The sequence below is a fragment of the Flagellimonas amphidinii genome (assembly GCF_013090115.1).
Taxonomy (GTDB): domain Bacteria; phylum Bacteroidota; class Bacteroidia; order Flavobacteriales; family Flavobacteriaceae; genus Flagellimonas; species Flagellimonas amphidinii.
Window position 1 is genome coordinate 1 of the sequence record NZ_JABFNN010000021.1, and the last position, 23,005, is coordinate 23,005.

The window sequence follows — 23,005 nt, forward strand, 5'->3', positions numbered from 1 at the left end:
CTCTGACAGGGGACGGGAGCATAACATCATCCGACCTTACGGTGACCGGAGGGGCAAACGCGACCCTGAACAACGTAGCACTCGAAATCGCTGCCGGAGTAATTACAAATGCTGATATATCAGCCACAGCCGCTATAGATGGGAGTAAAATAAACCCAGTTTTTGTGGCCGATGTGACTACCACGGGGGATTTTATAGATTTAACCCCTGACTTTGTCTTTGAGAAATATTATAATGGTTTTTCCGACCTCAATAATGACTACATATTTAAAAGTTTAGAAGAGGTTGAATCATTTCTAAAAAAACATCACCATCTTCCAGGAATAAGATCAGCATATGATATAAAAGCTTCAGGGGTATACCGTTTAACCGAATCCTCATTGGGTCAACTTGAAAAAATTGAAGAATTATTTCTACATACCATTGAACAAGAAAAGAAAATAGAAAAGCTAGCCACTGAAAATGAAAAACTTTCTAACGAGCTTAATTTATTAAAGGTAGAAATGGAAAACATTAAGACAATGTTACTTCAAAAAGCACAAGAATAACCCTTGAAAAACCTCCTCTACATAACATTCCTTTTTACCCTAACCGTTCAAGCACAAAGCGGACTGTATAACGGCAGCGGTGCCATCCGAATTCATAATAATGGCAACATAGGGTTTCATACCGATTTGATCAACGATGCAAACTTTGACCAAAATGATGGCTTGGCAGGTTTTTATGGAGACAATATCTTATCAGTGTCCGGCAGCATCCCCCCTACTTTTAGCGATATTGAAATTATGGCTCCTGGCAACGTTCTATTGGAGAACACTGTAAACGTGGAAAACAATGTAAATTTTATAGATGGGGATTTCCTCAGCACTACCAGTGACCAAACCGTATTTTTAAACTTTATGGATACCGGTTTCTTCTCTGGGGAAAGCAATGCATCTAAAGTAACTGGTTTTGCCGCTATCACTAACCGAAGTTTTTTTTCGTTCCCAGTTGGTGATGAAGATTTGTTAAGGCCTTTGCTATTAAATTCTGAAAGCAACACCTCTTTGGCAGTTTGTGCCTATTTTTTTGAAAACCCTTCCAATCCAACTTCTATTTCAGACAGTTTTAATGTGAATAAAAAAACACGTGAAATAGGTTTTGTGTCGGACACAGAATTCTGGATTATTCAGAGTGACGTTCCCGCACAGGTGACCATCAATTGGAATCAACGAAGTGCACTGGCCACCATACCCAATGCCACTTTTGAGTCTATTTTAGTGGTAGGATGGAGTAAAACTACAAACCAATGGGAAATCATTGGGAATTCAGGTCAAGGTGGGGACCTTGAAAGAGGTTTTATTAATTCGCTGACCTTTGTGCCAAGCGATTACGCAGCTATAACTTTTGGCACAGTTCCTTTGCCAAAGGATACTTTTGCCGTAAACAACCCCACTTTGGGCAACTATTTTTTAAGTCCCAACGGAGATGGCATCAATGATTTCTTAGTGATTGAGGGAATGTCCGAATCTCCAAATAACACTCTTCTACTTTTCAACCGATTTGGCCAAAAAGTTTTTCAAAAAACCAACTATGTGAACGAGTTCACTGGTGTTACAAATACGGGGAGCTTTATTATGAGCCAAGATATTGGTTTACCTGAAGGCATTTATTATTATTTGGTCACTCTGGATGATTTAGAACTAGAGTACACCGGTTTTGTATTTTTGGACAGATAAAATAGTATCCCTCAGGGTTATCACAAGTATATTACTCCAATATTTTTAGTATTTTTGCAAGCATACTTGCACGCTGCTTACATTTTTACCTCAATAAGTAGCTTACCTCATCTAAACATATTTAAGTCAAAGTCCCAAAACTTAAATCATTCTTTGGATGAAAAACTTTTTTTTGTTACTCACCTTTTTTGGTCCCTTTTTCGCTTTGTCGCAAGTTAAGATTGGTTCCAACCCGCAAACAATAGATCCAACTTCAATACTTGAGCTGGAAAGCTCCAACAAAGTATTGGTCCTGAGCAGACTTTCGCTTCAACAAATGCAAAGTATAACACCGTTGCATGGAGCATTTGTGTACAATACGGATGCCATGTGTCCATTCTATTTTGATGGCAACCAATGGATCAACCTTTGTAATCCCATTAATGCCATGGGATTTTCTTTTACCGACAATGGCGATGGAACAATTACCCTATTTGATGGTGAGGAAAATGAACTCAGCTTTGATGGTGCTCCTGAAACCATCACTACCTTGGTGAACAACTTGGATGGAACTTATACCTATACCAATGAATCTGGCACACAAACTTTAATTAATGTAACGGATTCTGATGACCAAACCCTGAGCACTGATGGAACTGCTGGAAATATTCAAATCTCTAATGGCAACACTATTGCACTGAATGTTGATGATGCGGATGCCGACCATCAAAATGAAATTCAAAACCTTGAATTTACCAATGGGGTTATTTCATTGACCTTAGATCCCGGCAATACCACCATAGACCTGAGCAATTACGACAGTGATACAACAGACGACTTTAATGGAGAATGGACTTCAATCAATAATATACCTGCTGATATTTTGGACGGAGATGCTAACACTGTGACCAATTTGGTCCAAGACAATTCAACCGGGGTCATTACTTATACCAATGAAAATGCAACAGACCAAACCGCCAATGTAATTGCCACAGACATCAATAATAGCATAAGTGTGGGCAGTAACGGGGGTGTATTTTACGAAAGTCCCATAAAAGCATTTGGAAAAATTGCCCAAGATGGAACAGCAATTCGTGTTACAGCAGGGATTATGATTACTAAACTCCCGGGTTCTGGACACTACCAGATTACCCTTCCACTTGGTTTGGTGAATGATTCAGACTATATCATTCAACTAGCCCAACCCAGTAGAGAGGGTGCGGGCAGTGACGACCCGGGAATCTCATATTTGAATCAAACAAGTACTGGTTTTGAAGTAATTGTTGGTGACAACGATAATGGCGGTACAGATAGAAGTCGATTTGATTCAGAATTTATGTTCACCATACTTGATTTGTAATGCCATGAAAACTATCAGTTTACATACAAAATCATATAAAAGCTTCTTACTGTTATTTATTACAATCGCCAATAGTACAATTGCCCAAGAGGCCATACATAATTTCGGTAATTTACAATTTCATGAATCCGCACAAGTAGGTTTTCATTTGAACTTGATAAATGATGGAATCTTCGACAAAAACGCAGGGTTAACAGGTTTTTACAGCAATGGTCAACTAACAGTATCTGGCTCATCAACACCCATTTTCAGTGATATTGAAATCATGATAGAAAACAATTTGTTCCTAGAAACCCCAATAGGTGTCAGTAGCAATGCAAATTTTATATTGGGAAATGTTGAAACAAATAAGAATTCATCAAACAATTACCTAGATTTCATAAATGACGCTTTTTATTTTGGAGCTGAAAATACTTCACACGTGAACGGATATGCAGCCGCCAGTAACAAAGAGCTCATAACATTTCCTATAGGTGATGGCACTCGTTTGAGAAGTCTGACTATAACATCAAATTTGGCCAATAAAATAGCCAAAAGTGCTTATTTTAATGAGAATCCCAATTATCCAAGCTCATTGGCGCAAAATTTTTACACTTCGGAAAAAGCCGATGAAAATCTACAAATCAGTGCTATTGAATTTTGGCGATTGGAAAGTGGACAACCGTCTGCTGTAACATTAACATGGAATACAGAAAGCTATATAGAATTACTTGCGGATGCTATACCCAATTTAGTGGTGACAGGTTGGAGCAAAACAAAAAAACAATGGGAAAGTTTGGGAAACATGGCAATTACGGGGAATATCGAAAAAGGTAGTATTACCTCAGAAATTTTCGTGCCCAATGATTATGAAATAATCACCCTAGGAGGCAACAAGGATACATTGGAACCTTTTATTGTTAAGTCTGAAAACTATCTATTAACACCTAATAATGATGGCATCAATGATGTTTTGGTTATTGATGCTCTCGAAAACAAACCGGACAACCTCCTAAACATTTATAATCGCCATGGACTACTAGTATATTCCAAACTAAACTATTTCGATGAATTCAATGGAAGGTCAAACAGAAAAATTGTGCTCAACAGAAGTTCTGGATTGCCCTCTGGTGTCTATTTCTATTTAGCATCTGTCAACGCAACAAAAGAAAGATTTCAGGGTTACATCTATATTGACAACTGAATTCTATTGTAGCTTGTAAGACAATTGACTAAAAAATACTTCTTAACTTGGTCTAAAATTCAATTCAATGAAAAGAAGGACCTTTCTAAAACAAACATCGGCCTCTGGATTGGCATGCACAATTCCAGGGATGTTCAGTGCTTTCAACACTACAGATTACTCCACTGAAGAATTGATAGGAAAGGCAGATATTGATCTCTTTGGGGAAGGTATTAACTTAAGGGAAGAAGCCTATAACTCCTTCGTAGAAATGAAAAAAGCTGCCTACTCAGATGGCTTTGATATTAAAATGGTCTCCAGTTTCAGAGATTTCTACAGACAACGAAGTATTTGGGAGCGAAAATATACCCGTTACACAGAGCAAGATGATATGGATCCATTCTCTGCCATTGATAAAATCATTGAATATTCCACGATACCAGGTACAAGTAGACACCATTGGGGTACAGACATAGATATTATAGATGGCTACGCAAAAACTTCTGGAGATGTATTGGTTCCTGAAAAATTTGAAGCTGGGGGGCCTTTTCAGGATTTCAAAATATGGTTGGACGAAAATTCAGAAAAATATGGATTCTATTTGGTCTACACCGATAATCCCAAACGTAGAGGTTTTAAATATGAACCTTGGCATTATAGCTATGCTCCCATATCCATACCTATGTTAACCGCTTATAGAAAACTAAATATTGCACGTTTAATAAGGCATGAAGATTTTTTAGGTTGTGAATACTTCACCACAGGTTTCCTGAAAACCTACATTCAAGACAATGTTTTGGACATAAATCCAGCCCTCTTATAGCTCATTTTTTGTATCTTGGATTCGCTATAAACACTAACACATTATGAGAAGAGGTAGTTGGAAAATTCGCATTCTGATTGGCTTGGCCATTGTGGCTTTTGCCTTCATCCGTAGATGCAACAACAAACAAGAAAATCCCTATACAGGACGAATCCAAAATATAGACATGACCGCTGAGCAAGAAATTGCCATTGGCCTGCAAAGCGCTCCTGAAATGGCACAGCAACATGGGGGACTCTATCCAGACGAACGTATGCAGGCTTTTGTGGATGCCGTTGGACAAAAACTGGTAAAAAACAGTATTGCCCGGGAAACACCCTATCAATACGATTTTCATTTATTGGCAGATGACCGAACCATTAATGCCTTTGCACTTCCTGGCGGACAGTGCTTCATAACCTATGCGTTGTTCTCCCAATTAAACGAAGCCCAGCTGGCCGGAGTAATGGGACACGAAATCGCTCATGTTATCGGCAGGCATTCGGCGGAACGAATTGCAGAAAGTTCTTTTTGGCAAACCTTGGCCACTGGAGCATCTGTGGGTGGCGACATGGGTGGATTGGTCAGTGGAATTGGACAGAATACTTTACTAAAAAATGGTCGTGGAGATGAATTGGAAAGTGATGAACTTGGAGTTCTTCTTATGATTCAGTCCGGTTATGACCCCTATGAAATGATCAAAGTGATGGAAATATTGAAAGCTGCTGCTGGTCCCAACAGAGTTCCTGAATTTCAAAGTACACATCCAGACCCTGAAAACCGTATAGAAAAGATAAAAGAAGCTATTCAAAAATATTCAAATCGATAGATTTGGCATGTTCGTCGATTAAACAATGTCATTCCCTAGATTTGACTACCTTTGATTAACCCCAAATTGCGACCTCTCCCTTACCCTTTTGTGCTATTCTAAAGAGAAGAACACATGGGAACACTAGTACATTTTAAACACCTCTATAATGAGGCTTTTGACGATTGTAGACCGAGCTATGTAGTTGTTTTTCTTAAAGGATATGCTATATTCTGCGCTGTTTTGTTATTAATGGCTGTATATGCATTTCTTTTTAGGGCATTCACAGGTTTTGATTTTTAAACCAGCACGGCATACTCTTTTACTGGAACACTAAGACGTAAAATGAGAGAATAAAAAAGCCCATCCTTTGGATGGGCTTTTTTGCGTTTGGATGAATAAACTCACTTTTCTATTTTTTCATAGCAGTTTCCAAAACTTCCAAAGCTTCAGTTGCATTGGACATTTCAGCATATTTTTTTGCAGTATATCCTTTATCGGAACGTTTCTTCACATTGGCACCATTTTCAATAAGCAGCTTCAAAATATCTGCTTGATTGTATCGCGCAGCAAAGTGAAGAGGAGTCATCCCAAGGGATTTTCGGTTCACATCCTCTCCTAAATCAATCAATTTTTTAACGGTTTCAATGTCACCTTTCATGATTGCTTTACAGAAAGTGTTTGGCTCATAAGCAACTGCAGTAATTTCAGAGTTGTCATTTGATACTGATTCGTTGGCAGAAACGCCGCTAACCGCAAGTGTGAACACAGCGGCTAATGTTAGGATTGTTTTTTTCATGATGAATAATTTTGATTTATAGATTTATCTAACACAAAAATAGACTCCCTCTAAGGTCAAATGTTACAGCATTAACAGTTAAATAACCAAATTTTAACAACTCAACATTTTCACCCCTTAAGAATTCACAAATATTCAATCAGAAAATCTTGAAAAATCTAGGGGTTACAACAAGATCACCCTATTTTTGAGGTACAATTTTATGTCATGAACAAGAAGGTAATTCTAATGATTTTGGATGGTTGGGGAAAGTCTCCAGATCCTAAAGTTTCAGCTATTGAACAAGCCAACACTCCTTTTGTTGATTCACTTTATGGGACTTATGCTGATGCCAACTTGCTGACCGATGGAATGAATGTTGGTCTTCCTGAAGGACAAATGGGAAACAGCGAAGTAGGTCACATGAATTTGGGCGCCGGACGAATTGTGTATCAAGATTTAGCCAAAATAAATAAGGCCGTAAAAGAGAATACCTTGAAGAATGAAAAAGCATTGGAAGATGCTTTTGCTTATGCAAAATCCAACAACAAAGCTGTTCATTTTTTGGGATTGGTCAGTAACGGAGGGGTTCACAGTCATATTGACCATTTAAAAGCACTTATTCAAGCATCCGAAGACAGTGGCGTACAAGAATCCTATGTACATGCCTTTACTGATGGTCGTGATGTTGACCCCAAAAGCGGCAAAGGATTTCTTGAAGATATTGTCAACTTCAATTCTGATAAAAACACCAAATTGGCCACTGTTATCGGAAGATACTATGCCATGGATAGGGATAAAAGATGGGAACGGGTAAAACTTGCCTATGATGTTATGGTCAATGCTGAAGGGGAATATATCCAAAACATTGGTGACGCCATGGCTAAAAGTTACGAAGAAGGTGTAACCGATGAATTCATAAAACCTTTGGTATTAACAGAAGCTGATGGTACTCCTACAGCTAAAATAACTGAAGGGGATGTTATTATTTTCTTCAATTTTAGGACTGATCGCGGAAGAGAACTTACCCAGGCACTTAGCCAACAAGATTTCCATGAGCAAAACATGCACAAACTGGATCTTTACTACGTTACCATGACCAATTATGATGATACCTTTGAAGGTATTCATGTGGTTTATGACAAAGAAAACATTAAAGATACTTTGGGGGAAGTTCTTGCAAGGCATGGCAAGAAGCAAATACGTATTGCAGAAACTGAAAAATATCCACACGTTACCTTTTTCTTCAATGGAGGAAGAGAAGAACCTTTTGAAGGTGAGCAGAGAATTCTATGCCCATCACCCAAAGTGGCTACCTACGATTTACAACCCGAAATGAGCGCTTACGAAATCAGAGATGCCATCGTAACAGAATTGAAAAAAGCTGAAACAGACTTTGTATGTCTCAACTTTGCAAATCCAGACATGGTTGGGCATACTGGCGTTATGGAAGCTGCCATCAAAGCTTGTGAAACAGTTGACAAATGCGCCAAAGCTGTAGTTACTGCTGGATTGGAAAATGGTTATTCTAGCATCATTATAGCTGATCATGGTAACTGTGACACTATGGTAAATCCAGATGGAACACCCAATACGGCACATACCACCAATCCTGTTCCATTAATTTTGGTCGATGATGATATCAACGAAATTAAAGATGGAGTATTAGGGGATATTGCTCCCACTATTTTAAAATTAATGGGCATTCCTCAACCAGAATTGATGACTCAAAAACCGCTGGTTTAAATTTACTTCAAGCCTTAATCGGCAAAAGCTAATTGAACAAGCTAATTTCCCTAAAATATATTTTGGGGAAATCCATGTATCTTTGCACCCATGGTAAAAATTAAGACCGCAGAGCAAATAGAATTGATGCGTGAAAGTGCATTAGTGGTTTCACGAACGCTAGGTATGCTCGCTTCAGAAATAAAACCCGGTGCCAATCCCTTACAATTGGATAAAATGGCCGAGGAATTTATACGGGATCAAGGTGCAGAACCTGGTTTTTTGGGTATGTATGATTTTCCGAACACCCTTAACTGGAGTCCAAATGCACAAGTGGTACATGGCATCCCCAACAATGAAGTTCTTAAGGAGGGTGATATTATTTCTGTGGATTGCGGCGCTCTTAAAAATGGCTATTATGGAGATCATGCCTACACTTTTGAAGTAGGTGAAGTTGCCGAGGAGTCCAAAAAACTGCTCAAGGTCACCAAAGAATCCCTCTATATCGGAATTCGGGAATTTAAAGAAGGGAACCGTGTGGGAGATGTGGGCCATGCCATCCAAAAATATTGCGAAGATCATGGTTATGGTGTTGTTCGCGAATTGGTAGGGCATGGACTTGGCACAGAATTGCATGAAGACCCACAAATGCCAAACTATGGCAAACGTGGACGCGGAAAGAAATTTGCAAACGGTATGGTTGTGGCCATTGAACCCATGATCAATATGGGAACTCGTCGTATTAAACAACTTAAGGATGGGTGGACCATTTTAACTGCTGATGGTAAGCCAAGTGCCCATTTTGAACACAATGTGGCGATTGTTAATGGTAAGCCAGAACTTCTATCCACCTTTCAATATATTTATGATGCCTTGGGAATTGTAAGCGATGAGGAAAATGAATTTAGAAGCAAGAAATTGGTGCTATAGCAGTCAAGTTCGACACTAATTTCACTAATAACTCAAATAAATGTCCCAAATCATTTATAAAGATGAGTCTTATTTTGTCATTGGTCTATGCATGGATGTCCATAACGAACTAGGCAAAGGATTTAATGAAGTTGTTTACGGAGACGCCTTGGAAATTGAACTAAAATCGAATGGTGTACCGTACCAAAGAGAGGCCAAGTTCAATATCAACTATAAAGGAGAAATTTTAAAACATCAATATTTTGCTGATTTTGTGATGGACAGCAAAATAATTTTAGAATTAAAAGCGGTGGAAAAAATAACCTCTGGGCATGTAAAACAAACATTGAACTATTTGGCTGTATCTAAATTAAAACTCGGAATAATCGTAAACTTTGGTGAAGATCAACTTACCTATAAAAGAGTAATACTTTAAGTAATTGGTGAAAATTCGTGTCAAAAATATTTAAATATTTACTTAATCTTTTTCCACGACCTTGGCTTATAAGAGCTAGTTACTGGATACGACCTATAATTTCTTTTTCCCTAAAGGGAAACAACTTCACAGACCCCATTGATGGAAAAATTTTTAAAACATTTTTGCCATATGGTTATGAAAACCCTAGAGAAAATGTGCTGTCACCATCAACACTATCTCTTGAAAGGCATCGATTATTGTGGTTATACCTGAAACAGGAAACCAATTTTTTCACCAATAAGCTCAATGTTTTGCATTTCGCCCCAGAACAGGCATTTTATAAACGTTTTAGGAATTTAGCCAATATTCAATATACTACTACAGACCTTAATTCGCCTCTGGCAGATGTAAAGGCGGATATCTGCGATCTTCCTTTTGAAGACAATACTTTTGATGTAATCCTTTGCAATCATGTTTTAGAGCACATTCCAAATGACACAAAAGCCATGCAGGAATTATTTCGCGTTATGAAACCCGGCGGATGGGGTATTTTCCAAATCCCTCAAGATTTAAAACGGAAAAAAACCTTTGAAGACGATTCCATTACCGATAAAAAAGAGCGGGCTAAAATTTTTGGTCAATACGATCATGTCCGCATTTATGGTCGCGACTATTTTAACAAGCTGAGAAGCACGGGCTTTACAGTTGAAGAAGTTGATTACACTTCTCAACTATCTTCAGAAGAAGTTGAAAAATACAGATTGGCTATAGGTGAAATTATTCCCTTAGTGAAAAAGTGATTATCGTTGTATTAAAGCTTCAAAACCCGTGGTCATAAATTCCTTGGTTTCCCCTTCTTCATTTAGAAAGATGATATAAGCCTCCAATGCATCATTCTCTTTTAATATTGCTTTGGATTCCTCCAAATCCATCGCCATAAATGCAGTTGCATAAGCATCGGCTTCTGCACAAGTATTAGTAACCACACTCGCAGCCAACACATAAGAATTCTTGGTATACCCAGTTTTAGGGTTGATGGTATGCACGTACTTTTCTCCAGTCTCTGGATCTATCCTGAACTTTCTATAATTCCCGGAAGAGGCCATAGCTTTATCCTTTATGGAAACTATCAACTTTAACTGACGACCTGCTTCAACTTGCGGGTCATCAATTCCCACAGTCCATTGTTTTTGGGAAATTAAATTTTGGCCTTTGGCCAATATCTCCCCTCCTACTTCAACCAAATAGTTTTCAATACCCTTGGCATCCAATAGAGCTCCTAAACGGTCGATAGCATACCCTTTGGCCACCGCATTAAAATCAAAACGAATAGCTGGGTGGCTCTTTGTAATGGTATTATTACTGTTGAGCTGTACTTTGTCCCATCCCACATAGCTCAACAAACTATCCACCTTTAGACTGTCCAACTGAATTTGTTCCCCTGGTCCAAAACCCCAAGCATTGACCAAAACCCCAATGGTTGGGTCAAAATAACCTTTGGAAACCTCATAAACCTCATTGGAAACCTCATAAACTTCTTTAAACATTGCGTCAACCACCACCGTAGAATCTCCATCGTTGATTCGTGAAATATCTGAAGAAGGTATATAAGTAGACAGCGATTGGTTCAACACCTGAAATGTTGAATCAATTTCTTTTTGAAAATCCAGCTCGGCATCAGCAATGTAAATAATGGAATAGGTTGTACCCAAAGCATTTCCAACGTTCTGATTTTTTATCCATGTTTTGGGAGCGCATCCCAATACTAAAACACCACCTACTAAGGCAACAATTTTTCTCAACATTATATTTCAATTAGTCCTTGGTAATCCACAATATAGGCTTCATTTAAATAAACAGGAAGCTCTTGATCGGAAGCATTGGAAAGGCCAACTCCAGCAAAATAGGTCTTAGCCTCAAACTTTTCAGCATGATTTTTCACCTTTTGCATAAGCTCCAAATCATATTTTCTAGGGTTTTGGGGAAACTCAACATTCCGCACTACAATAAAATGAAGTATTTTTTCTTTAAGACAAACATATTGCGGGTTCTTCTTCAGCTTACTGTTTATCGCCATAAACTCAAAACCATCGGCTTCCAGTTCTTTGCCCACTATATTCATGGCCAAGTTATGCAATTCCTGTTCTGTTAATGCTTTTCCCATTAATAAAAAAACCGATGCTATCGCATCGGTTGGTTTATATTACCTCTCGACTGCGCTTGAGGTTATACTGTTTTAACTTTTATCCTCCAAAATCATCGAATCTGATATTCTCATCTGGAATACCAAAGTCTTCACCCATTTTTTGAACAGCTTTGTTCATCAAAGGAGGCCCACAGAAGTAAAGCTCTATATCCTCAGGGGAGTCGTGATGATTCAAGTAATTATCAATAACACAGTTGTGGATAAATCCTACGAAACCATCACCAGGGGCGTCTATATTTTCCTTTACTTTCCAGTTGTCCTCTTCCAAGGGTTCTGAAAGCGCCATATAGAATTTGAAATTAGGAAAATCCTTTTCCAACTGTTTAAAATGGTCTATGTAGAATAATTCCCTTTTAGAACGACCTCCGTACCAATAGGTTACCTTTCTATCTGTTTTAAGGGTTTTGAAAAGGTGGTATAAATGCGATCGCATTGGCGCCATACCAGCTCCACCTCCCACATACAGCATTTCTGCCTCGGACTCATTGATGAAAAATTCACCAAACGGTCCGGAGATGGTAACTGGGTCACCTGGTTTTAAACCAAAAATATAAGAGGAAGCGACCCCTGGGTTGACATCCATCCACCCATTTTTGGAACGGTCCCATGGTGGAGTGGCAATACGTACGTTGAGCATGATCTCGCGTCCTTCTGCCGGATAAGAAGCCATGGAATAGGCACGCTCCACAGTTTCAGTATTCTTCATGACCAACGGCCACAGATTAAATTTATCCCACTCATTTTTAAATTTATCCGGAGTTTCGTGCTCTTCAGGGTGAGCCGTAATATCAATGTCAGCGTATTTTACTTCGCAAGGAGGAATTTCAATTTGAATGTATCCCCCAGCCTTGTAATTCATTTCCTCAGGAATCTCAACAACAAATTCCTTGATAAATGAAGCTACGTTATAGTTTCTCACTACTGTGGCTTCCCATTTTTTGATGCCGAATACTTCCTCTGGTATTGCAATTTCCATGTCTTGCTTTACCTTCACTTGGCAAGCCAATCTAGCACCATGTTGTAATTCTTTTCTTGAAAAATGGGGAGTTTCCGTTGGAAGCGCTTCTCCACCTCCTGAAAGCACATGACATTCACATTGAATACAGGTACCACCTCCTCCACAGGCAGAGGGCAAAAACACTTTTTGGTTACCTAAGGTTGAAAGCAGTGAACTACCTGAAGGAACTTCAATTTTCTTTTCGCCATTAATGGTAATGGTCACAGGACCCGATGGCGATAGTTTTTCCTTGGTAAACAGCAATAGGGCCACCAAGAGCAACAATAAAACAAGAAATGCAACTACTGTAATTAAAATTGTACCTCCGGTACTTGCGGCTAAAATCATTTCTATTTGTTTATGACTTCGTTATAAGAGACTGCTTTTTCTTCATCTTCAATCTCTTTTTTAATTTCTTTTTCTTCAGTGGTTTTTACCGTAGTGGTTTCAGTTGATTCTGGCGGTTCGTTATCACCAGTCAACATACCACCAAAGCTTTGAAAACCAATTCCCATTAGACCAGTGATGATAAAGGTAATCCCCAGTCCACGTAATGGTGCAGGAACATTTGAATATCTGATTTTCTCACGAATAGCGGCAATTGCCAAAATGGCCAAGAACCATCCAATTCCAGAGCTAATTCCATAGTTAAACGCCAATCCCAAAGAAGGAATTTCCCTTGCCTGCATAAACAATGACCCTCCTAAAATCGCGCAATTTACCGCAATTAAGGGCAAGAAAATACCTAAAGAATTATACAATGAAGGTGAGAATTTTTCCACCACAATCTCCACCAATTGTACCATGGTGGCAATCGTTGCGATAAATAAGATGAATGAAAGAAAACTCAAATTATAATCTGCATATTCAGGACCCAACCATACTAAGGCACCATCTCTTAAAAGATATTGGTCCAAAAGCCAGTTCAAAGGAACCGTCACGGCCAATACAAAGATTACTGCAGCTCCCAGACCAACAGCTGTGGACACTTTTTTGGATACGGCCAAATAGGAACACATTCCTAGAAAGACCGCAAAAACCATATTATCTATGAAGATCGACTTAAAAAATAACTCTAAATGCTCTAACATGCTCCTTTATTTTATGCTTCTTCAATTAATGTTCTGTTTCTGGAACGTTGCACCCAGATAATAATACCGACTACAATCAATGCTGCAGGTGGGATAATCATGAATCCATTATTCTCGTATCCAATGGAATATAGACCTGTTTTAGCAATAGGATCGCCCAATACCGGAATACCGAATAAGGTTCCTGAACCCAATAATTCACGGAAAAAACCAACGATTACCAAGATAACCCCATATCCCAAGGCATTTCCGATACCATCCAAAAATGATTTCCATGGGCCATTTCCAAGGGCAAAGGCTTCAAATCGTCCCATGATGATACAATTGGTGATGATCAATCCAACAAATACCGCCAAGGTCTTGCTCAATTCATAAGCAAAAGCCTTTAGGACTTGATCCACTATAATCACTAAAGTAGCTACAACAATCAATTGTACGATAATTCGGATTTTAGATGGGATGATATTACGCATCAGCGAAATAACAACGTTACCTACCCCTAGCACGAACAATACAGAAAGTGCCATTACTACAGATGCCTTAAGTTCTGCAGTAATTGCTAATGCGGAACAGATACCCAAAACCTGAATTGTAATTGGGTTATTATCCGCTAATGGATCTAATATTAGATTTGCATCTTTTTTTGAAAGTAGCCCCATATTATTTGGTTCTAATAGTTTCTAAATAAGGTTTGTAAAGTTTAAGTGTCTCTTTGATCATCGCAGTAACACCATTACCTGTAATAGTTGCTCCCGCCAATGCATCAACTTCATTGTCACTTTTATCATTGTTCAGAGGGTCATTGTTTCCTTTGACCACTGAAATACCTGCGTAACTGTTCCCATCCAAAATGGACTCCCCGGTAAAATCGTCCATAAAAAAGCGAAGCTTTATGTTAGCTCCCAATCCCGGAGTTTCTCCTTTGTGATCAAAAACCACACCTTGGACCACCATATTTTTGTCTAGTGAAATATAACCCCAAATAGCATCCCAAAGTCCTTTTCCGTACATGGGAATGATGTAAAATTCCTTCCCATCTTTTTCTCCAATAAACAATGGTAGTTCAGCAGCATCACCATTTTTGATGATATTTAGCTGTTTTTTCATATCGATGAGATAGGATTCTTCCTTTTCCTTGGCTTCCGAACCTACGACGACCAATTGTTTTTTGATGTATTTGGAAAATTCTTCTTCAACAATGTTTGTAGGAATGAAATTGACGCTACCTGCATCTTCATTTTGACTCACTCCCATTGCATACAGAATATTCTGTTGTTTTTCAAAACGTTCGTTCTCATCAATTCTTGGTCTTAAGGCTGATGCCAAAAAAGCTAGAATAGATCCTACCAAGACCACCATGACGGCAGCAAAAATTACGGTATATGAATTTTTTTCAGTATTCAAAGCCATGATTAAACAGTTTCGGTTTTGAGTTCTTCAACCTCTCCGGATACTTTTGGAAGTATGGTTGCATTCTTCAATCGTTTCATTCTTCGTTTTACGTTTCCACGAATCACATAGTGATCAATGGTCGGTGCAAATACATTCATCAATAGGATAGCCAAGAAGACACCTTCTGGATATCCTGGGTTGAATACACGAATCATCACTGACATGAATCCAATCAAGAACCCGTAAATCCATTTTCCTTTATTGGTTTGCGAACCAGTTACTGGGTCTGTAGCCATAAAAACAATACCAAAGGCCAATCCTCCCACCAACAAATGCTGCCAGAATTCAAAGTTCATCAAAGTATAGAATTTACTGTACTCAGGAATCCATCCAGCAGTAACCACTCCATTAAAAATCAATCCCATGGCCAACGCGCCTATTACAGCACTAAGCATAATTCGCCATGAGGCTATTTTGGAGAAAATCAAGAATAATCCCCCCAACAGTATCAACAATGTTGATGTTTCTCCGACAGAACCCGGTATGAATCCATAGAACATATCTGAAAGGGAATAGCCTGCGTCTGAACCTTGGGCAAGCGAACCTAAAATGGTTTCACCTGAAATGGCATCCGTAGAACCAGCTTTTGTAACCCCATCGACTGCTCCATGCACCCAAACTTTATCTCCACTCATCCAAGTAGGGTAAGCGAAGAACAAAAAGGCACGAATGGTCAAGGCAGGATTTAGAATATTCATTCCTGTACCTCCAAAAACTTCTTTTCCAATTACTACACCAAAAGCAACAGCAATGGCCAACATCCATAGTGGTGTATCTACTGGCACAATCAAAGGAACCAACATTCCTGTTACCAGATAGCCCTCTTCTACTTCGTGTCCTTTTATTACTGCAAAAAGGAACTCAATGGCCAATCCTACACCATAGGAAACTACAACAATAGGGAGAACTGTAATTGCGCCTAACCAAAAATTATCCCAAGTTAAAAAGTCTTCGAACAAAGAGAAGTTTTCTGGAAAACCATTGATGGCCGAGTAATGTTGATATCCTGCATTGAATATCCCGAACAACAAACAGGGAACCAAAGAAAGGATTACCGTATTCATAGTTCTTTTTAAATCATCCGCCGCACGAACGTGTCCACCAGAATGTGTGGTTTCATCTGGCGTATACAAAAAAGTATGAAGTGCATTGAAGGCAGGAGCCATTTTTTTGCCCTTATACTTTAGCTTGATCTGATGTAATTTATCTTTCATACCCATATTATCCAAGTTCTTGTTGCAACAGATCCAATCCTTCCCTGATAATCTGCTGGTGTGGTTGTTTTGAAATACATATGAACTCTGTCAATGAAAAATCCTCCGGTGCTACTTCATATAGCCCCAGTTGTTCCATTTCATCCAAATCTTTTACCATACAAGCCTTAAGCAATTGCAAGGGGTAAATGTCCATTGGAAATACTTTCTCGTACTGACCTGTTACCACAAAAGCTCTATGCTCTCCATTGGTGTTGGTATCCAAATCATATTTTTTATTGGGTTGCAACCAAGAGAAGGTCAACGCTCTTGTAGCTGATATTTTGTTGAAAATTGGCTTGTTCCAGCCAAAAAAATCATAATCATCACCTTCTGGAATGGCCGTAACAGTATTGTTGTAGAATCCAAGGTAACCTTCTGGAGTGGTTTTGGAACCTGTCAATACATCACCATTGATCAATCGGAACTTATCTTGATTTACACCACTACCATATAAAAAGGTAGAAATTTCTGCTCCAATTTTTGTAGTATAATATTTTGGGTTTTTAACTACCGATCCAGCCAAAGCAATGGTGCGTTCCGCATTAAACTTTCCTGTAAGCAAAAGCTCCCCCAAGATTATCAAGTCCTGTGGTGCTATGGTCCAAACCACTTCACCTTTATTTATAGGGTCGATTTTGTTGATTTGGGTCCCCACCAATCCTGAAGGGTGTGGCCCACTTATTTTATGAAGTGTTACACCGCTAAGCTCTTCCAAAACAGAATTGTTGGATTTGCCCACGGTAACATGTATTTTTCCTGGCGTTAATTTACTTAGCGCAGTTATCGCTGCTTGAATCTCAGTCAACTTACCATCCAATACATAATCTGCATCAGCAGCCAATGGAGCTGTGGCATACCCAGAAATGAATATCGCCTTTGGCGTAACATCTGGATTGGCTATAACATCATAAGGACGCTGCTTAATGAAAGGCCATCCTCCCGAATGAAGCAAGAAAGTCTTAATTTCAGCAGCATCTGCCAAATCAAGATTTAGCACCTTACTGGTCGCGTATTGTTGTTCTTTGTCTGCCAGGACTTTCAATGTTAAAATCTTCCTTCTGGCTCCCCGCACAATTTCCACTAATTCACCGCTTACTGGAGACACAAAGTGCATGTCCTCACGGTTCTTGTTGTAGAAAAGTGCTTCCCCAGCTTTGACTTCTTCACCTTGCTTAACCAGCATTTTAGGCGTTATTCCATGAAAATCGTCTAGGTTTAGGGCATACACGTTACTTAAAACGGCTTTGGAAGTAGTCTGTTCTGCTGCCCCGACGAGATTGATATTCAACCCCTTTCTAATCCGGATGTCTTTAGACATATTGTTGTAGACCTTTTGTTATCAAAATTGCGGCAAATTTAGCACTTAAAGGATAGTTTTCATAATTATTATCCATAAAAATAGGGATTACATCGAGCTAAATTTTAAGGGCATACTTTTTGTTTACCTTTACCTAAATTATAAGCCCTAAATGCGCACTTTGATCAAACAAATGTTCTTGTGCTTTTTTGCCTCGAGTATTTTTGCACAGGTTCAGGAAGAGATAAATCCACCTTCAAACATAAAAACTGTAATCTTCAAGGGCCCTACGGAAGATCAGTTCCCTGTTATTCAATTGGGTGAATCCATGACTTTGGAGTTTGATGACCTCACCGCCAATGAACAGGACTACTATTATAAAATAGTACATTGCGATTATGATTGGACTCCTTCGCAATTACTAAAATCGCAATATTTGGTTGGTACGGACAATCAAAGAATCATCGACTACGAAAATAGTTACACCACCCTGCAACCCTACTCCAATTACCGCTTAACAATTCCAAATTCCAATGTTAGGTTAAAAGTAAGTGGAAATTACATCCTTGAAATCTATAACAGTTATGGCGATATGCAGTTTTCCAGACGTTTTGTGGTTTATCGCGATGCAGTTTCTGTGGCTGGGGTGGTCAAACGTTCCCGAGACTTCAATTTCCTCAATGAAAAACAGGTAGTGCAATTCAATATCAACACTGCAGGATTTCCAGTTGTCAATCCAAAAAGAGAGGTCAAGGTCGCTATCATACAAAACTATTTTTGGCCCACAGCACTATATAATGTAAAGCCCCAGTTTACGATAGGCACAGAATTGGTGTACAAATATGACCAAGAAACCAGTTTTTACGGAGGTAATGAATTTTTGAATTTTGACACCAAAGATTTGCGCTCCCCAACTTTTGCGATTTCTAAAATAGATTTTAAAGAACTCTACCATCATTATTTGTTTCCCAACGAATATAGATACAATCAGCCTTACACTTACTTCCCTGATATCAATGGGGATTTTGTGGTCCGCACACTACAAGGAGAAGATGTTTCTAGGGAAGCAGAATATTCCAAAGTACATTTTAGCCTCCCTTATACCAACGAGATTGGTTTGGACAACATATATGTAGTTGGAAAATTCAACAACTTTGCACTTGAAGATGAGAACAAAATGGCCTTTAACCCCGAAAGTGCCAATATGGAAGTTGTACTGCCCATTAAACAAGGCTTCTACAATTATAAATATGTAGTGGAAAGACAAGATGGCACGGTTGAACCAAGTTATATTAGTGGAAATTTCCATTTCACCGAAAACAATTATCTTATTTTGGTATACTACAGAGATTTTGGAGATATGTATGACAGCATTATAGGTATAGGATCGGTCAACTCCAGAACTATCAGCAATTAATTATCTTTAGTCCCAAATCCTTCATGGAATGGGAAAAAAACCAACCTTAATAACCAAAGGTCGATACGAGCTCAAATTCAGGGGCACTGAATGTCAAAACTGCGGTTACATTTTAGACATAGAGGACAAATACTGCCCAAAATGCTCCCAAGCCAACAGCACAAAAAAATTAGTGCTCAAAGATTTTTTTGATGAGTTTTTCTCCAGTTTGATCAATTATGACTCAAAGCTCCTGAAAACCCTGTACACCCTTTTGATAAAGCCCGGCACCATTACTAGGGATTACATTAATGGAAAAAGGGTATCCTACACCAATCCCTTTCGATTTTTGTTGAGCTTGGCTTTTCTATATTTCCTAATGGTCACTTACAACAACAATTTCTCCAATTTAGATGAACTTGGCCTGAAAGATAAAATCGAAAAGACCGGCCCTCTAAGCTATAGTTATGGTGAGTCAGATAGCACGGACACCAAAAAACGAAGAGAGGAAGCAATTGGACATTTGGATTCGTTAAAAAATTTGGAAAAAATCCCAATTCCAGGGATGCAAAATATAGACTCATTGGGATCGATCATAAACCAAGGAATTAAAGAAGAAGCCAGAAAGGATTCCTTGATGTTGGCCAACCCAAGAAAGTACTTTAAAGAACTCCAACATAAGAATTCGGGCAGTTTTTTAGCGCGAATGGAATTTTTCTTCACCTTTTTGCAAAAAGATTCCCTAAAAACTTTTGAAGAAGCACAGGAAAAATATGGAGTACGCGAAACATGGAAAAACAAATTAGCCTTCAATGGATCCAAGAGTTCTTTAAAAGCAATGGATCAACCTGGTACTTATTTAAGCGACACCATAGCCAAGTTGCCTTTGGTTATTTTCTTGTTTCTCCCCATGTTCACCGTTTTCATTTGGTTGGCGTACATCAGAAATAATTACACCTACACCGATCATCTTATCTTTAGCTTTCACAACCAATCATTATTATTTATCTTGCTCATCCTTAGCTTGATTCTAGATACCATTTTAAATATTTCAAGCGCAGGTATATTTATAACTATTTTCAGTATTTATCTATACCTTGCCATGAAACGGTTCTACAGGCAGGGAACATTTAAAACGATTGTCAAATACCTCTTTCTGAACACAATTTTCACCTTTTTGGCCGTACTGGCGGTAATCGTGTTGTTTACAGGAAGTGTTTTTACGTATTAGGAATATGTTCACTCAGGTTACAAAAGGGATAAAAGTATCCGTACAAACTACTTTTGAAGGCACATTTTTTAAGAATTATAAAATGCACTACGCCTTTGGATATACCATCACCATTGAAAACTTGAGCAAAGATACCGTGCAATTGACTTCAAGGCACTGGGATATTTTTGATGCCCTTAAAGAAATGGAGACCATTGACGGTGAAGGAGTGATTGGTAGAAAACCGGTCATAAAACCGGGAAAATCCCACACCTACAGTTCTGGATGCCTGTTGGCCTCACCAATTGGAGCAATGCGTGGTTATTACAACATGGTAAACTTTACCACTTCAGAGGAGTTTGATGTGGATATCCCCACTTTCAAATTTGCTGCACCTTTTGCTATAAACTAGCAAAGATCATTTCCAATTCGATTTGGGTTTCATTACCTTTGGTAGAATTTTTAAACGTTAAAAAGCATCACCATGGGAAAAGGATTTTTTCAAGTTCCATCAGTATTTAATGAACCGGTAAAAAGCTATGCTCCCGGCACCCCAGAACGTGAAGAAGTACTGGAACAATACAACACCTATTATAATGGAAATATTGAAGTTCCGCTTTATATAGGATCTTCCGAAATAAAAACAGGAAACACAAAACCAATGTCCCCTCCGCACGAGCATAAACATGTGGTTGGAAAATATCATTTGGCCGAGAAAAAGCATGTGGAAGAAGCCATTTCCAACTGTTTGGAAAGTAGGACAGCATGGGCCAATTTACCATGGGAACAACGTGCCGCAATATTTTTAAAAGCTGCTGAGTTGATTGCCGGGCCATACAGGGCAAAAATCAATGCCGCTACAATGATGGCACAATCCAAAACAATCCATCAAGCGGAAATAGATGCAGCCTGTGAATTCATTGATTTTTTACGATTCAATGTGGAATTCATGTCTCAAATCTATGCAGAACAACCAGAATCATCTGAAGGTATTTGGAACCGCGTGGAATACAGACCTCTTGAGGGCTTCATCTATGCCATTACGCCATTCAACTTTACGGCCATCGCAGGAAATTTACCAGCTAGCGCTGCAATGATGGGGAATGTAGTGATATGGAAACCAAGTGACAGTCAGGTTTTCTCCGCCAAAGTCATTATTGATGTGTTCAAAGAAGCCGGTCTGCCTGATGGTGTCATCAACGTGGTTTTTGGAGATCCTGTCATGATTACAGAAACTGTGCTTGCCAGTCCAGATTTTTCTGGATTGCACTTTACGGGCTCTACCTTTGTTTTCAAAGAGCTTTGGAAACAAATAGGAACCAATATCCACACCTATAAAACATATCCAAGAATAGTTGGAGAAACAGGAGGAAAAGACTTTATCATTGCCCACCCTTCTGCAAAACCAAAACAAGTTGCAACTGCCATTACCAGAGGTGCTTTTGAGCTGCAAGGACAAAAATGCAGTGCTGCTTCCAGAGTCTATTTGCCAAAATCCATCGCCAATGAAGTTTTGGATTTGGTAAAAACAGATATAGCTTCCTTCAATAAACCAGGTTCACCAGCTGATATGAGCAACTTTATCACAGCTGTTATCCATGAAGGTTCCTTTGATAAATTGGCCAAATATATTGATCAAGCCAAAAAAGATGATGGAGTTGAAATCATTGCGGGAGGAGGTTACGACAAATCAGTAGGTTATTTTATAGAACCAACAGTTATCTTGACCCAAGACCCTAAATACACGACCATGTATACTGAGCTATTCGGGCCTGTAGTCACTGTATATGTTTATGAAGACGAGGATTGGACAGCAACTTTGGAATTGGTCGATGGCACTTCAGAATATGCCTTGACCGGCGCTGTTTTATCCACAGATCGTTATGCCATTGAAGAGGCAACCAAGGCTCTACAGAATTGCGCAGGTAACTTTTATGTGAATGACAAGCCGACAGGAGCTGTTGTAGGGCAACAACCTTTTGGTGGCGCAAGAGCATCGGGAACAAATGATAAGGCAGGTTCCGCACAAAACTTGCTACGTTGGGTCTCCCCACGTTTGATTAAAGAAACTTTTGTAAGTCCAGAAAATTATCGTTACCCGTTTTTGGGGTAAAATCTTCTAAAAAGATAAAGTTTAAATAGCCGTTATCCCTTCAGTATGGAATAACGGCTATTTTTATAGAACAAACAGACTTATATATCATGATAGTTATGACACATTTTCTGATGTAGGCGGAGAACCTATCTTCTTCAAAAGAAACAATACCGGTAAGATTATTGGCTACACATTGAAAAAAAATGGCACAATATTGAACAAGAAGTGATGTGTTTAAAGGTTAATTTAATGTTATGTAATTGTAAAATTAAAGTAAAAATATATATCTTTGTATGCTAAACTTGGATACAATGAAGAAGAAATTAAATGTTTGGTACAAGTCAAT

At 38.8% G+C, this 23,005-nt stretch carries 24 protein-coding genes; 15 read left to right on the forward strand and 9 right to left on the reverse strand.

Going from position 1 to position 23,005, the window contains the following annotated elements:
* The 7 genes from HJC33_RS01375 to HJC33_RS01405 all read left to right on the forward strand — a co-directional run.
* Positions 1 to 548, forward strand: a 548-nt coding sequence (locus tag HJC33_RS01375) for a bZIP transcription factor (RefSeq protein WP_216366626.1), incomplete at its 5' end; no start/stop codon positions are given.
* A gap of 3 nt (positions 549 to 551) precedes the next feature.
* Positions 552 to 1,718, forward strand: a complete 1,167-nt coding sequence (locus HJC33_RS01380) for a gliding motility-associated C-terminal domain-containing protein (protein WP_171656999.1) — start codon at positions 552 to 554, stop codon at positions 1,716 to 1,718.
* A gap of 157 nt (positions 1,719 to 1,875) precedes the next feature.
* Positions 1,876 to 3,057: a hypothetical protein gene (locus tag HJC33_RS01385; RefSeq protein ID WP_171657000.1), complete on the forward strand. Its 1,182-nt coding sequence runs from the start codon at positions 1,876 to 1,878 to the stop codon at positions 3,055 to 3,057.
* A 4-nt stretch (positions 3,058 to 3,061) separates the two neighbouring features.
* Positions 3,062 to 4,240, forward strand: coding sequence for a gliding motility-associated C-terminal domain-containing protein (locus HJC33_RS01390; protein WP_171657001.1), 1,179 nt, complete (start codon positions 3,062 to 3,064; stop codon positions 4,238 to 4,240).
* A 67-nt stretch (positions 4,241 to 4,307) separates the two neighbouring features.
* The gene (locus tag HJC33_RS01395; RefSeq protein WP_171657002.1) at positions 4,308 to 5,042 is read left to right on the forward strand and encodes a M15 family metallopeptidase; all 735 of its coding nucleotides are present in this window, start codon (positions 4,308 to 4,310) and stop codon (positions 5,040 to 5,042) included.
* Positions 5,043 to 5,085: 43 nt separating this feature from the next.
* A complete protein-coding gene (locus HJC33_RS01400; RefSeq protein WP_171657003.1) occupies positions 5,086 to 5,850 on the forward strand; it encodes a M48 family metalloprotease in 765 nt (254 codons plus the stop codon).
* 114 nt (positions 5,851 to 5,964) lie between these two features.
* Entirely contained in the window at positions 5,965 to 6,132 is a 168-nt protein-coding gene (locus tag HJC33_RS01405) for a DUF6747 family protein (RefSeq protein WP_171657004.1), read from the forward strand.
* A 109-nt stretch (positions 6,133 to 6,241) separates the two neighbouring features.
* Here the strand turns inward: HJC33_RS01405 and HJC33_RS01410 are convergent, their stop codons facing one another.
* The gene (locus HJC33_RS01410) at positions 6,242 to 6,628 is read right to left on the reverse strand and encodes an ankyrin repeat domain-containing protein (protein WP_171657005.1); all 387 of its coding nucleotides are present in this window, start codon (positions 6,626 to 6,628) and stop codon (positions 6,242 to 6,244) included.
* A gap of 207 nt (positions 6,629 to 6,835) precedes the next feature.
* Here HJC33_RS01410 and gpmI point away from each other — a divergent pair, with 207 nt between their 5' ends.
* From gpmI to HJC33_RS01430, 4 genes are all read left to right on the forward strand, one after another.
* Positions 6,836 to 8,353, forward strand: a complete 1,518-nt coding sequence (gene gpmI, locus HJC33_RS01415) for a 2,3-bisphosphoglycerate-independent phosphoglycerate mutase (protein ID WP_171657006.1) — start codon at positions 6,836 to 6,838, stop codon at positions 8,351 to 8,353.
* A gap of 90 nt (positions 8,354 to 8,443) precedes the next feature.
* A complete protein-coding gene (map, locus tag HJC33_RS01420; RefSeq protein WP_171657007.1) occupies positions 8,444 to 9,262 on the forward strand; it encodes a type I methionyl aminopeptidase in 819 nt (272 codons plus the stop codon).
* 40 nt (positions 9,263 to 9,302) lie between these two features.
* Positions 9,303 to 9,677 (forward strand): GxxExxY protein, encoded by a 375-nt coding sequence (locus HJC33_RS01425; protein WP_171657008.1) that lies wholly within the window; start codon positions 9,303 to 9,305, stop codon positions 9,675 to 9,677.
* Between the two features lie 17 nt (positions 9,678 to 9,694).
* On the forward strand, positions 9,695 to 10,459 hold the full coding sequence (locus HJC33_RS01430; protein ID WP_171657009.1) for a class I SAM-dependent methyltransferase: 765 nt from the start codon (positions 9,695 to 9,697) through the stop codon (positions 10,457 to 10,459).
* Here the strand turns inward: HJC33_RS01430 and HJC33_RS01435 are convergent, their stop codons facing one another.
* From HJC33_RS01435 to HJC33_RS01470, 8 genes are all read right to left on the reverse strand, one after another.
* Positions 10,460 to 11,464, reverse strand: coding sequence for an FAD:protein FMN transferase (locus tag HJC33_RS01435; RefSeq protein WP_171657010.1), 1,005 nt, complete (start codon positions 11,462 to 11,464; stop codon positions 10,460 to 10,462). It abuts the gene before it with no gap.
* A complete protein-coding gene (locus tag HJC33_RS01440) occupies positions 11,464 to 11,823 on the reverse strand; it encodes a Na(+)-translocating NADH-quinone reductase subunit F (RefSeq protein WP_171657011.1) in 360 nt (119 codons plus the stop codon). The genes HJC33_RS01435 and HJC33_RS01440 overlap by 1 nt, the downstream gene beginning before the upstream one ends.
* 79 nt (positions 11,824 to 11,902) lie before the next feature.
* Positions 11,903 to 13,210, reverse strand: a complete 1,308-nt coding sequence (nqrF, locus tag HJC33_RS01445; protein ID WP_171657012.1) for an NADH:ubiquinone reductase (Na(+)-transporting) subunit F — start codon at positions 13,208 to 13,210, stop codon at positions 11,903 to 11,905.
* 2 nt (positions 13,211 to 13,212) lie between these two features.
* Positions 13,213 to 13,953, reverse strand: coding sequence for an NADH:ubiquinone reductase (Na(+)-transporting) subunit E (gene nqrE / locus HJC33_RS01450; RefSeq protein WP_171657013.1), 741 nt, complete (start codon positions 13,951 to 13,953; stop codon positions 13,213 to 13,215).
* Between the two features lie 11 nt (positions 13,954 to 13,964).
* Positions 13,965 to 14,612: an NADH:ubiquinone reductase (Na(+)-transporting) subunit D gene (locus tag HJC33_RS01455; RefSeq protein ID WP_171657014.1), complete on the reverse strand. Its 648-nt coding sequence runs from the start codon at positions 14,610 to 14,612 to the stop codon at positions 13,965 to 13,967.
* 1 nt (position 14,613) lies between these two features.
* Entirely contained in the window at positions 14,614 to 15,363 is a 750-nt protein-coding gene (locus HJC33_RS01460; RefSeq protein WP_171657015.1) for a Na(+)-translocating NADH-quinone reductase subunit C, read from the reverse strand.
* Positions 15,364 to 15,365: 2 nt separating this feature from the next.
* Positions 15,366 to 16,625: an NADH:ubiquinone reductase (Na(+)-transporting) subunit B gene (locus tag HJC33_RS01465; RefSeq protein ID WP_171657016.1), complete on the reverse strand. Its 1,260-nt coding sequence runs from the start codon at positions 16,623 to 16,625 to the stop codon at positions 15,366 to 15,368.
* Between the two features lies 1 nt (position 16,626).
* Positions 16,627 to 17,979, reverse strand: a complete 1,353-nt coding sequence (locus HJC33_RS01470; RefSeq protein WP_171657017.1) for a Na(+)-translocating NADH-quinone reductase subunit A — start codon at positions 17,977 to 17,979, stop codon at positions 16,627 to 16,629.
* A 151-nt stretch (positions 17,980 to 18,130) separates the two neighbouring features.
* Here HJC33_RS01470 and HJC33_RS01475 point away from each other — a divergent pair, with 151 nt between their 5' ends.
* The 4 genes from HJC33_RS01475 (at position 18,131) to pruA (ending at position 22,677) form a co-directional block, all read left to right on the forward strand.
* Positions 18,131 to 19,375, forward strand: coding sequence for a type IX secretion system plug protein (locus tag HJC33_RS01475; RefSeq protein ID WP_171657018.1), 1,245 nt, complete (start codon positions 18,131 to 18,133; stop codon positions 19,373 to 19,375).
* A gap of 28 nt (positions 19,376 to 19,403) precedes the next feature.
* Positions 19,404 to 20,585, forward strand: coding sequence for a DUF3667 domain-containing protein (locus HJC33_RS01480; RefSeq protein ID WP_171657019.1), 1,182 nt, complete (start codon positions 19,404 to 19,406; stop codon positions 20,583 to 20,585).
* Positions 20,586 to 20,589: 4 nt separating this feature from the next.
* Positions 20,590 to 20,976: a Co2+/Mg2+ efflux protein ApaG gene (gene apaG, locus HJC33_RS01485; RefSeq protein ID WP_171657020.1), complete on the forward strand. Its 387-nt coding sequence runs from the start codon at positions 20,590 to 20,592 to the stop codon at positions 20,974 to 20,976.
* Between the two features lie 72 nt (positions 20,977 to 21,048).
* Positions 21,049 to 22,677, forward strand: coding sequence for an L-glutamate gamma-semialdehyde dehydrogenase (pruA, locus tag HJC33_RS01490; RefSeq protein WP_171657021.1), 1,629 nt, complete (start codon positions 21,049 to 21,051; stop codon positions 22,675 to 22,677).
* The last annotated feature ends 328 nt before the right edge of the window (positions 22,678 to 23,005 follow it).